The organism is uncultured Chloroflexus sp., assembly GCF_937129525.1.
GTDB lineage: Bacteria > Chloroflexota > Chloroflexia > Chloroflexales > Chloroflexaceae > Chloroflexus.
In genome coordinates this window covers 16,653-28,573 of record NZ_CAKZNK010000040.1, presented here as the reverse complement: position 1 = coordinate 28,573, position 11,921 = coordinate 16,653, and the positions used below count along the sequence as shown (strand labels likewise).

Genomic DNA, 11,921 nt, shown 5'->3' with positions numbered 1-11,921 from the left:
GCTGCACGTCGCCGATCGCCAGCAGCACATCGGCTTCGCCCAGCCGGTCGCCAATGCGCTGCGCTGCCGCCAGCGCACGGCGCAGGCGCGCCAGGGTCTCCGGTTGCCCCCTTTCATCCATCAGCGTCCAGTAGTTCCTCAACTGCGCCGTCGCGCGCGCGGCGCGGCTGATACCGCCAGTGTCGTCCTCGTGGTCGTACCCCCAGTCCAGGACGTGTGCGATGTTCGGTTGTTCGCGCGTCAGCGCTTTTCGCCCTTCAACAATCTGGCCGCGGGTGATGGCGCTATCGGCAGCGGCAATCAGGTCGGCAAAGTACGCCAGCGCTGCCGGTGCACAGGTTGCCAGTGCATCTGGCGGCTGGCGGCCCTCGGCGTAGCGTCGCGCCGGTTCCGGCAGCGTGAAGCGCTCGTCGCTGTCACGGTATTCGGCCATGCTGTGCCGCGCCAGTGTTTCGAGCGCCGTTTCGCTCTCCGCGCCCAGAATTGCGCGCGCTGCCTTGCGCGTTAGCCCCGCCGGGAAGATCGCCAGTTCGGCAAAGATGCGTCGCGCTGGTTCGGGCAGCAGGTTGTACGATAGATCGAGCGTGGCTGCCAGGCTGGTTTCGCGGTCTTCGTCGTCGCCCGGGTAGCGGAAGGTTCCCTGTGGGTTTGCCTGCAATCTGCCCAGCAAGTCGCGCAACGACCACCGTCCCTGTTTCATCGCGGTTGCCGCCAGCCGAATCGGGAAGGGATAGCCGTCAAGAAACCGGTTGAGGTCGCGCCAGTCTGTGTCCTGCCATTTCCCCCATTCCTCAATCGGCGGCGCGTAGATGCGGAACACTGTTTGGGCATCATGCGGGTCGAGGCGGCGCAGTTCAATTGCCTGATGCGCGACCTGACCCGGCAGGTCGCGCCGCGCCGTGGTGAGCAGTTTCAGGCGGCGGACGTCGAGCAGCGCTCTGAGCAAGGCGGTCGTTCCGTCTTTGTCTTGGGTCAGCAGCGCGTCGAGGTCGTCGAGCGCCAGCAACAGGTGGCGGTCGCGCAGCGCCGTCGTCAGCGCGGTATCGCTCTCGGCAGTCTTTGCTTCCAGCCCCAACGTCTGCGCAATCCGGCTCCGCGCTTCGTAGGCGCCGGTCACGTTGCGCAAGGCGACCCACCAGACGCCATCGCGCCAGCGGTCGCGTTCGCGCTGCCAGCGCGCCGCCGCCAGCGCCAGCGCCGTTTTGCCCATGCCACCCATGCCGTGGATGGCAACGCAGCGACAATCGTCTTTGCGCAGCTCCATCGCAATCCGGTGCAATTCACGCGCGCGGCCCACGAACGGGTCGGCGCTCGCCTCGCTCAGGTTCGTCCGCTCCCACAGCGCGCGGCAGAAGCGCACTGCGCCGCGCGGCGGTTCGGGCGCGAGCGGCTGCTGGTGGATCGGGTCGCCTTCCGGCAACAGGCAGAACTTGAGTTCTTCAAGCAGGTTGCAGGGCTGGAGCGTCTCCGGATCGCGCCATTCGCGCAGTTCGTCGTTTGTGGCAACTGCGCGTGTGCCGGCATCAAATGCCTCCGCCACCGCCCGACCGGCCAGCAGCGCGGCATAGAAGCGCCGGGCAAAGACCCGGGCAGCCAGATCGAGCACGGCGTCGGCGGCGTTGATGGCGATGACGTGCGTTACGCCGGTCGCCAGCAGCGCCTTCGCCAGTCCCTCCGAGTGGCAGGCGCTCAGGAATGCCAGCCGCGCCGGTCGCCGGCTGCCGATCAAGCGCTGCAATTCAGCGACATCCAGCAGACGAAGCATACCGGTCTCACCTTCCAGCGCCAGCACGCTCGATCCGTCCTGTTTCTGGCTGCCGTGCCCGATGAAGTGCAGAATGTCAAACGGCTGCCGTATCGTTTCCAGGATCTCGCCGATCCGTTCGGTGGTCGCGATTTCGACCTGTATCTCCAGCGCCACACCGAGTTTACCGCAGGCATCATTCAGCGCGTCCAGCTCTTGCTGCGCCGGCAGGATCGTGATCGGAATGAGATCGTTGCCGCGCTTCGCGACCAGCGGCGCGGCAATCAGCGCCAGCATGCGCAGCGGCGCTACCCCTTCGGCGGCGTTCTGAGCAGCCATTGCAGCACCTCCTCATCGGTGGCAGTAGCAAGGTCGAGTGGAGGTTGACCGGACCGACGCAATCTGCCGTGCGGCGTCTTGCCCTGGCGGCGCATCGTCGTGCGCCACGTATTCAGTTTGTCGGCCAGCTCGATCAGGGCAGAAATGCTGCTGGCAACGGTACCGATTCCGCCGATGATGGCAATGATCGTCTGCCAGTCAGTATCTCTGAGTTTCGGCGCCTGTGCATCGATTCCGGCGCTGCGGATCAGTGCCATGAGCGTTTCGCGCTCTTCTGGCGGGAGGTCAAGGGTGAATGACAGATCGTCAGTCATAGCGGTAGCTGTCTCATTGCAGGACGACGGCGCTTTCCTTCATCATAGCAGAAAATCTGTTGCTTTGGCATGACCGGATCTTGAAGATTTGCTTGCATGCTTCCGCTTCCCGGCATTCCCCATCGCAACGGCCAGCCTTCGACAAACTGCGCCAGGTATGCTATCCTGAAACGGCTTTGGTCGGCAGCCGCGCGCGACCGCGCAGCGAGTCGCGCCGGTGTTTTGCTGTCGCCGACGCATCGGTTAACTATCCGCCCGGGTGTAGGGTCACGGTTTGGGCAACAGTGGCGTGAACGACGACTTTGAACAACTCGACGACTACGCCATTCTCGGCGTTCGGCCCGGCGCATCGCCAGCCGAAATCAAGCAAGCGTATCTGAAACAGATCAGTCTGTACCATCCCGACCGTTTCGCCGGCGCGCCGCGCGCCGATCAGGAGTATGCGGCTCGCCGCGCCCGTCGGATCAATCAGGCTTACCAGAACCTCCGGCGGCGGCGATCAATAGCGACGCCGGCCACGCCGGTTCAGCGCGACTATCAGGCTGAATTGTACGCTCAGGCTCAAGCGCATCTCGCTGCCGGCAGGCGCTTGCAGGCGCTGGCCACGCTGCGCGAGCTACAGCGCATCAATCCCTGGTATCGCGATTGCCAGACACTGATCGCCGAACTTGAGGCTGAATATCAGCCGCCACCAACTGGCGGCATGGTAATGTCGCGCCGCGCCCTGCTCGCGACCGCTGTCGGCGGCGCAGCGCTCGCCCTGCTCGGCTGGTATGGCTGGCGTCAGCTCCAGGGAGCCGCGCCAACGCCGGCGACTGCTGCTACACCCGGCATCTCAAGCGGGTCTGTCCCTGTCCCTTCGCCCCCTGTCGCCGCGTCGCCCACCATCGCCGCGTCGCCCACCGTCGCCGGGTCACCTACCATCGCCGCGTCGCCCACCATCGCCGCGTCGCCCACCGTCGCCGCGTCGCCCACTGTCGCCGCCTCACCCACCGTCGCCACGTCACCCACCGTCGCCGCCATCGACGGCCCCATCGTCTATCAGGCCAGCTTCGGCCCTGACAGCGACTGGCCTGCCGCCAGCGGCGTCGGCTGGAGTGTGGGCGCGCGCGACAATCGCTATCTGATCCAGGCCAATGCCGGGTTGGGTGACATCTGGGCTTTCCGCACTTCGCCAATCGGCGCCGATATGATCATTGAGGTTGAGGTGAGCGTCAGCGGTGATTGGGCGGGATTGATCCTGCGTTTCAACGGCCCGCAACGCTATTTGAGCTTCCTGGTTCATCAGGCTCGCGGTCAGTTCCGCTGCGACGAACGCGACGGCGACCGCCGCGCGCTGCTGGCTGAGGGCGCAGTTGCGCTTTCCGACCGAAATCTGCTCGGCGCCCGGCTTGAGGGTCAAACGATTGAGCTGCGGGTCAATCAGCAAACGGTCAGCATAATCACCAGCGCCACGCCGCCACCCGATCCGCGTTACGGCCTTGTGGCGCGCGCGGAACAGAATGCCACTACTGCGACCTTCAGCAATCTGCATATCCGCGCGCTGGCCTGACGGTCACGCGCTTGCTTAGCGGGGGATGGCAGGCAACCACATCGCCAGCGCGCCATCGCTGCGCCGGGTAGTAATACCGCGCCCCACATCAAGCACGTACACGCCATCGCGCGCCGTGTACACCAGCGCGCGCCCGTCGCTTGACCAGAGATCGAACGATAGCGCGTAGGCGTCAAAGAAGTTGATCTGGGCTAAAAATTCCTGCGAAGGCGCGAAGGTTGCCAGCGTTCGCGGCGCGCCGCCGAGCCGATGCACTAACTGCCAGCGCAACTGCGTAAGCCCGTTGGAAGCTCTGCCTGCCGGGGTGAGGTAGGCAATCTGCTCGCCGTCTGGCGACCAGAAGAATGCCACAACATTGTCGTTGGTCGCCGACAGTACGCGCACCTTGCCATCGAGATCCACCAGCTTTAGCGGGCCATAACCGTTGGGGCCGATGGTCGTGTAAGCAATTTCATCGCTGCGCGGCGAGCGACCAAAGATGATCGCTGCCATCGGTTCGCGAGCCAGAGCCTGGGGTTGCGTTTCACCAACCTTCACGCGCGTCAGCACACTCTCAACCTTTTCAACGGCAGGCGGTCCCTCAATGGGTGGCTGGGCGACATAGAAGAAGCTTTCGCCATCCACACTCCAGGCCGGCGTTTGGAAAAAGCCGGGATCGGTCACTTCGTGCAACGGCTGCGCGCGCCCAGGCTGCAAGGTCACCACACGCCCATCTTCAAACGTTGAACCGCCGATATGAACGAGCAGGGCTGCGCTATCCGGTTGCCAGGCCAGATACAACGAACTCGGCGAGGTGCTGAGCAACTCGGCGGGTCGCGAACCATCAGCCGGCACAACGTGCATGCCTAAACCGCCGGCGCCGCGATTCGACAGAAATGAGAGATAGCGACCATCGGGCGACCAGACCATGTAGAGCGGCGGGTTGGTCGTCGAACGATACAATTCAATCCGTTCGTTGGTGCGCAGATCGATCACGCGCAAAATGCTGGCACTGCCGCTCTGGCTGACATAGGCGATCCGGCTACCATCGGGAGCGAGCGCCGGATAGCGAAACAGTTCTCGGCTCGTGTCGTCGGCCAATATCTGCGCCGTACCTTGCCGATCGACAATCGCCAGTCGCCGGTCTGGGCCAACAACCAGCAACTTCTGATCGACCGGTCGATTCGTTATCAGAAGAAAGGCCAACACGCCTGCGCTTATACTACCGATCAGAATGACTACGCTCAATAGCCCGATCAGCGTCAGCAGAATCCGGCGAGCAGCCATGCCTCACTCCTTTCTGGAGATCGAATGGTGTATTTAGTAGTATACCAGGATTTAAAGCAGGTTGCAGGGAAAACGATGCAGGTGATGGATCACGCACTGATAGAGACAACGGCGCGTCACCTGCTTTGCATGACCGGCGTGGCTCTCTCCCAGCCCCCAATGCTGCTGAACGAAACGTGTTACTATGTATTGAGTATAGAGATCCGGTATCGCTGTCGCAGAGCAATGCGCCAACCGTTGATAGCTTTATGTCAAATCCATTGATTGGTGTGCGCGTCACCACTGCCGCGCTACGCGAAGTGCCCCGCATGGAGGCTGCTGCCGAGCGCGCCCGCCAGCGCGCGCGCGAGCTTGGCCACCCGGTGCTGGTAAGTGTGACGACTCAGGTAGGATTGCGCGATCCGCTGGCGCTCTTCGCGCGCGGCGCCGGCGTCACCCACAACCGCTTTTTCTGGAGTACGCCGGCTGCCGGCTTCGAACTTACCGGCCTCGGCACGGCGTGGAGTTTTACGCCGCCACTCGACGCTGATCGGTTCGCCGCTTGCGCCGCCGCCTGGCGACAGTTGATGGCGGAAGCAGTGATCGACGCCGACCCCGATCTGCCTGTGCAGGGACCGCTGGCCGTGGCCGGTTTCCGCTTCGATCCCTGCCAGCCCGCCAGTGAGTTGTGGCGTGACTATCCGCCGGCGCTGCTGGTTGTGCCGCGCCTGCTGATCGTTCGCCATGGCGATGTGACAACGCTCACTGTGAATGGCATGGTCGATGCCAATAGTTCGACGCTGGCGCTTGGCGCTGCCGCTGCCCGCCGGTTGCAGGCCCTGATCGGGCTGCCGTGGCGTCCGCATCGGCCACCGAGCGATTTACAGATTGACGTGTCACTACCGCCCGCAATCTGGAAGGGGATTGTTGCCGACGCTATCGCCGATCTGCGCGCCGGCGCGCTTGACAAGGTGGTGCTGGCGCGCGCTGTTCGCCTCCGCAGCGCAGAGCCGTTTGACACCGCCGCAACGCTTCACACGCTCCGCCGCGATTATCCGCATACCTTCGTCTTCGCGGTTGCCCGCGGCGGTCGCACCTTCCTCGGCGCGTCACCTGAACGGCTCGTTGCCCTCCGCGAGGGCCGCGTCGCCGCTTCGGCGCTGGCCGGCTCGGCGCCGCGTGGCGCGACACCGGCTGAAGACGCGGCGCTGGCCGCCGCTCTGTTGCAGAGCGCCAAAGATCGCGCCGAGCATGCCTTTGTCGTCAATATGATTAAGGCAGCCCTGGCAGAATACTGCGATTGTGTGCAGGCGCCGGATGTTCCTGAGATTATGCGGGTGCGAAACGTGCAACATCTCTTTACGCCGGTGACGGCCTGTATCAGGCCCGGCTACGACATTTTCGATCTGGTAGCGCGCTTGCATCCAACGCCGGCGGTCGGCGGCAAGCCCGGTCAGGCGGCGCTGGCCTGGATCCGCGCTCGCGAGCAGCTCGATCGCGGCTGGTATGCGGCGCCGGTTGGCTGGATCGACGCGCGCGGCGATGGCGAGTTCGCCGTGGCTCTCCGTTCGGCACTGGTGGGTCGCCGCGAGGCAACCCTCTTTGCCGGTTGCGGGATCGTGGCTGCCTCCGATCCAGATCGCGAATTGACCGAGACCCGGATCAAGCTGCGCGCAATGCTGGAAGCGTTGGGGGCAAGCGAGTCGATGATTGGCTAGCGTTGCCTGCGTAGCGTCAGGCAACGGCGCATTGTAATCGGACATGCGTGTGTCTGGCGGGAAGGTTGCGGAATGAAATGAATACTTCGGTGTATCTCGAGGCGCTCACCCGTTGGGTGGCAACCATCGCGCATGGACTTGCTGCCGGCGGTGTCAGGGATGTGGTGGTCTGTCCCGGTTCTCGCAGCGCGCCCCTCGCGCTGGCGGTGGCGCGATCGCCCCATCTGCGCGTGTGGATGCATCTCGACGAGCGATCAGCCGGTTTTTTTGCCCTGGGTATGGCGCGCGCCCGCAGTGCGCCGGTTGCAGTGCTCTGCACGTCTGGCACTGCAGTGGCGAATCTGTTGCCGGCAGTTGTCGAGGCCAGTCTGGCCCGCGTGCCGTTGCTCTTGCTCACCGCCGATCGTCCTCCTGAGTTGCGCGAGAATGGCGCGCCGCAGACAATCGACCAGATTAACATCTTTGGCCGTCATGCGCGCTGGTTTGTCGATCTGCCGACGCCGGAGTCTGCGCTACTGCCGTTTTTACGCGCAACCTTGGGTCGCGCCATCGGATTGGCGCGCAGCGCGCCAGCCGGCCCGGTACATCTGAATCTCCCATTCCGCGAACCGCTGGTGCCCGACCGCGCTCTGCTGGCAACGTTGCTTGCCGAACCGGTAACGCCGGCGGTGCAAGTCACAACGGCGCGCCGGATGATCGGTGGCGCAGAGATTGCCGCGCTGGCTGCCAGCCTGGTTGCGTACCGGCGCGGTTTAATCATCGCCGGCCCCGATTGCCCTCCCGATCTCGGCCCGTTGCTGGTGACGCTGGCTCATCGCCTGCGCTTTCCCATTCTGGCCGATCCCCTCTCTGGAGTACGGTACGGCCCGCATGTCGATGAGCTGGCGCTCGGCGCATATGACGCCTTCCTCCGCGATGAGCGGTTTGCCGCCGGCTATGCGCCGGAGGTGGTGTTACGCTTTGGCGCCATGCCGACCAGCAAGCCGGTGTTGCTCTACCTCCAGCGCCATCCCCAGGCCCGCCAGATCGTGATCGATGGCGGCGCCGGTTGGCGCGATCCGACCAGTCTGGCCGGTGAGCATGTGCAGGTCGATGAGCGCTGGTTTTGTCTGGCGCTGGCCGATGCGCTCGCTTCGTCGCAGCGCGAAGGTCCGACCCTTTGGATGCGGGCCTGGCTGACCGCCGAGCAGGTCACCCGCGCCGCAATCCATGACCATCTCTTTGCGCAGCCGACCATCAGCGAGCCGGGACTGTTTGCCCGCCTTGAGGAGTGGCTGCCTGCCGGCGCAACGCTCTTTGTCGGCAATTCGATGCCGGTGCGCGATTGCGATAGCTTTCTCGGCCCGCGATCCGCGTCGCTCACTGTGACCGGCAATCGAGGCGCTAACGGTATCGATGGTCTCGTTTCAACGGCGCTTGGCCTGGCCGCTGGCGGCGCAGCGCCGCTGGTGATGGCGCTCGGCGACCTCTCGTTGCTGCACGATGCCAACGGCTTGCTTGCCGCTCGTCTCCATCAGCTCAACGCTACCATCCTGCTGATCAACAATGATGGCGGCGGTATCTTCTCGTTCCTGCCTCAGGCCGGCGAAACCGATCAGTTTGAGTTGTTGTTCGGCACGCCGCATGGAATCGATTTTGCGCCCCTGGCTGCTCTGCACGGCGCGCGCTACACCCTGGCGCGCGACTGGCCTGCCGCGCGCGCCGCGCTGCAAGAGAGCTTCGCCGGCGGTCTCCACCTGATCGAAATTCGCACGCGCCGCGACCAAAATGTGATCGATCATCGCCAGATCTGGCCACTGGTAAGCGCTGCGCTCGAACGGGCCGGATTGGTGGAAAGGAGTTCACCGTGATACATTCTCTGGCAACGAATGCCGACATTATCGCCCAGGAAGCTCACTACACGAGTGGGCTGTATCCCAAACGGCCACTGGCAATTGTGCGCGGTGAGGGCGCGCGGCTCTACGATGCTGAGGGTCGCGCCTATATCGACTGTGTCGGCGGTCAAGGCGCCGCCAATCTCGGCCATGGCCATCCGGCAATCGTGGCGGCGATTCGCGAACAGGCTGAACGGTTGATCAGTTGCCCGGAAATCTTTCCCAACGACGCGCGCGCGGCCTACCTGGCGGAACTGGCGGCAGCCTTGCCGTTTCCCGCTCGTATCTTCCTGTGCAATAGCGGCGCTGAAGCGGTGGAAGCGGCGCTCAAGTTTGCTCGTCTGCTGACCGGTCGGCCTGGCATTGTGGCAACGATGCGCGGTTTTCACGGTCGCACCATGGGCGCGTTGAGCGCAACCTGGGAGAGCAAATACCGCGAGCCATTCCTTCCCCTGGTGCCGGAATTCAGCCACGTGCCTTATGGCAATCTCGATGCTCTGCGCGCCGCTGTTGGCCCACAGACCGCAGCCGTTCTGGTTGAGCCGGTGCAGGGCGAAGGCGGCGTGCGACCGGCTCCCCCCGGCTATCTGGCCGGCGTGGCCGAGATTTGCGCTGCTGCCGGCGCGTTATTGCTGGTTGATGAAGTGCAAACCGGTTTTGGCCGCACCGGTAAGCTGTTTGCGATTGAACATAGCGGCGTGACGCCCGATCTGCTGATTCTGGCCAAGAGTATCGCTGCCGGCGTGCCAATGGGAGCTGTCGCCATTCACGAGCGCCACGGCCCGCTTCCGACCGGCGCCCACGGCTCAACCTTCGGCGGCAATCCGCTGGCCTGCGCTGCGGCTCGCGCTGCGCTGCGCGTCTATCAGACTGAACGCATTCCCGAACAGGCTGCGACGAAGGGCGCCTGGCTGATGCAGACCTTGCGCGATCTCAAGCTGCCGGCTGTGCGCGAAGTGCGTGGGCTAGGGTTGCTTGTCGGTCTCGAACTCAAGAGCCGTTCGCAACCGGCTATTGCTGCCCTGCTCGAACGTGGCGTGCTGGCCTTGCCTGCCGGCCCCAACGTGTTGCGTTTGTTGCCGCCGCTGGTCATCGAGCAGGCCGATCTCGAGCGGGTGGTAGAGGCAATCGCCGCAGTGCTGCGGGCAGAATAGTTCCGGTCTGACCGCTATTGTCGCCGTTCCAGCGCAAACAGCAGAATAGCCACATCAGCCGGGTTGATCCCGGCCAGCCGTCCGGCTTGCCCCAGCGTAGCCGGACGGAACCGCATTAATACCTGCCGCGCTTCGTTGCGCAATCCCGGCAGCGCAGTGTAATCAAAGTCGGGCGGGATACGGCGATGCTCCATCTTCTGCATTCGCGCCACATCGCGTTCCTGACGGGCAATGTATCCGCTGTACTTGCAGGCGATCTCAACCTGCTCAGCTACGGCAGGCGAGAGTTCCGGCAAATCTGGAATAGCCATCCGCAACTGCGCGTAGCTCACCTCTGGCCGGGCCAAGATTTCGGCAACCGTAGCCGGCTGGCTCAACGGCTTAATTCCCTGGGCTTCGAGCGCGGCGTTTACCGCTGCCGACGGGAAGATCCGCCGGTCGCGCGCCTGTTGCGCCGCTTGCTCGATCTGAGCGCGTCGCGCTTCGACGACCGCAGCCCGCTCGCCATCGACCAGCCCCAACCGGTAGGCCAATGGCGTCAGGCGCAGATCGGCGTTGTCGCCACGCAAAAGCAACCGATACTCAGCGCGCGATGTGAACATGCGGTACGGTTCACGAATCTCTTTCGTGGTGAGATCGTCGATCAACACGCCGATATAGGCTTCGGCCCGGCCCAGAATGACCGGCGGTTTGCCCTGCACGAAGTGCGCCGCATTGATCCCGGCCATCAATCCCTGCGCCGCCGCTTCTTCATAGCCGGTCGTTCCGTTGATTTGTCCGGCAAAAAACAGGCCACGCAGCCGTCGTGTCTGCATGTCGGCGGTAATTTCGCCGGTCGCCACTGCGTCATACTCAATTGCATAGCCGATGCGCATAAATTCGACATTGCGCAACGCCGGGATCGAACGCAGCATCGCCCATTGCACATCTTCCGGCAACGAGGTATTGCACCCCTGCACATAGACCTCTGCAGTCGTCCAGCCTTCCGGTTCGAGGAAGAGACTGTGGCGCTCTTTGTCGGCAAAGCGCACGATCTTATCCTCGATGCTCGGGCAGTAGCGCGGCCCAACGCCTTCGATGATCCCGCTAAACAGGGGCGCCCGGTGTAGATTAGCCCGGATGATCGCGTGGAACTCAGGCGTGGTATGCACCTGGTAGCAGGGCAACTGCGGTCGCCATCCTTCGAGCTGCGGATGCGGGTAAACCGGCGCCGGCGGGCCGTGGTATGCCGGCGGTGGGATCGATTCGCCTAGCTCGGCATAGTAATGACCAAACGCGAGTGGTTTGCTGCTGCCCGGTTGCACTTCGGTCAGCGAGAAATCGATGGTCGCTGCAGCCAGCCTCGGCGGAGTGCCGGTTTTCAGGCGCACCAGCGGAAACCCCAGCGCCGCCAGATCTTCACTCAACGCCATTGCCGGCGCTTCGCCGGCCCGTCCGGCGCCCCATACCGCCTCGCCGGTGATCGCGCGCCCGCGCAGGAAGGTGCCAGTCGTGAGAATAACCGCCGGCGCCGTATAACGCCAACCGGTGTGCGTTGTCACCGTAAAGCACTGGCTATCGGCACTCGGCGGCGCAATCCGCTCGACCATCGCCTGCCGCAGGTCGAGATGCGGCACGCGCTCGAGCGTCTCTTTCATCAGGCGCGCATACAATCGTTTATCGCATTGCGCGCGCAGCGATTGTACCGCCGGCCCTTTGCTTTCATTCAACAGCCGGATCTGGATCGCGCTGAGGTCAGTGATCCGCCCCATCAGGCCGCCCATTGCGTCGATTTCGCGCACCAGATGGCCCTTCGCCGGCCCGCCAATGCTCGGATTGCACGACATATGGGCCAGTTTGTCAAGGTCAATTGTCAACAGGAGTGTGCGACAGCCAAGCCGGGCTGCGGCATGGGCAGCCTCGCAACCGGCATGACCAGCGCCTACAACAATCACATCGTAACGTGTCTGCATAGAAACGGACATGGTATAATAACGCAGCG

At 63.8% G+C, this 11,921-nt stretch carries 9 protein-coding genes; 5 read left to right on the top strand and 4 right to left on the bottom strand.

The annotated features are described in order from the left end of the window. Window positions 1-2,083, bottom strand: a 2,083-nt coding sequence (locus Q0650_RS03870) for a CHAT domain-containing protein (protein WP_298816110.1), incomplete at its 3' end; no start/stop codon positions are given. After that, entirely contained in the window at window positions 2,053-2,397 is a 345-nt protein-coding gene (locus Q0650_RS03865; RefSeq protein WP_298816108.1) for a hypothetical protein, read from the bottom strand. The genes Q0650_RS03865 and Q0650_RS03870, both read right to left, overlap by 31 nt. Before the next feature lie 96 nt (window positions 2,398-2,493). On the opposite strand from Q0650_RS03865, the gene Q0650_RS03860 reads away from it, so the two are divergent. Both Q0650_RS03860 and Q0650_RS03855 read left to right on the top strand, forming a co-directional pair. Then, window positions 2,494-2,703, top strand: coding sequence for a hypothetical protein (locus Q0650_RS03860; protein ID WP_298816106.1), 210 nt, complete (start codon window positions 2,494-2,496; stop codon window positions 2,701-2,703). Continuing rightward, window positions 2,687-3,949 (top strand): DnaJ domain-containing protein, encoded by a 1,263-nt coding sequence (locus tag Q0650_RS03855; protein ID WP_298816104.1) that lies wholly within the window; start codon window positions 2,687-2,689, stop codon window positions 3,947-3,949. Before Q0650_RS03860 ends, Q0650_RS03855 begins: the two co-directional genes overlap by 17 nt. Window positions 3,950-3,964: 15 nt before the next feature. Here Q0650_RS03855 and Q0650_RS03850 read toward each other — a convergent pair whose 3' ends face one another. Then, window positions 3,965-5,215 carry a hypothetical protein gene (locus tag Q0650_RS03850; RefSeq protein ID WP_298816100.1) on the bottom strand — a complete coding sequence of 417 codons (1,251 nt, stop codon included), beginning with the start codon at window positions 5,213-5,215 and terminating at the stop codon, window positions 3,965-3,967. A 248-nt stretch (window positions 5,216-5,463) separates the two neighbouring features. Between Q0650_RS03850 and Q0650_RS03845 the strand changes: the two genes are divergently transcribed. The 3 genes from Q0650_RS03845 (at window position 5,464) to Q0650_RS03835 (ending at window position 9,940) form a co-directional block, all read left to right on the top strand. Beyond that, on the top strand, window positions 5,464-6,912 hold the full coding sequence (locus tag Q0650_RS03845; RefSeq protein WP_298816098.1) for an isochorismate synthase MenF: 1,449 nt from the start codon (window positions 5,464-5,466) through the stop codon (window positions 6,910-6,912). Window positions 6,913-6,989: 77 nt separating this feature from the next. Continuing rightward, window positions 6,990-8,762: a 2-succinyl-5-enolpyruvyl-6-hydroxy-3-cyclohexene-1-carboxylic-acid synthase gene (gene menD, locus Q0650_RS03840; RefSeq protein WP_298816095.1), complete on the top strand. Its 1,773-nt coding sequence runs from the start codon at window positions 6,990-6,992 to the stop codon at window positions 8,760-8,762. After that, on the top strand, window positions 8,759-9,940 hold the full coding sequence (locus Q0650_RS03835; protein ID WP_298816093.1) for an aspartate aminotransferase family protein: 1,182 nt from the start codon (window positions 8,759-8,761) through the stop codon (window positions 9,938-9,940). The genes menD and Q0650_RS03835 overlap by 4 nt, the downstream gene beginning before the upstream one ends. 14 nt (window positions 9,941-9,954) lie before the next feature. Here the strand turns inward: Q0650_RS03835 and Q0650_RS03830 are convergent, their stop codons facing one another. After that, window positions 9,955-11,892 carry a tRNA uridine-5-carboxymethylaminomethyl(34) synthesis enzyme MnmG gene (locus Q0650_RS03830; RefSeq protein WP_298816091.1) on the bottom strand — a complete coding sequence of 646 codons (1,938 nt, stop codon included), beginning with the start codon at window positions 11,890-11,892 and terminating at the stop codon, window positions 9,955-9,957. Window positions 11,893-11,921: the final 29 nt, after the last annotated feature.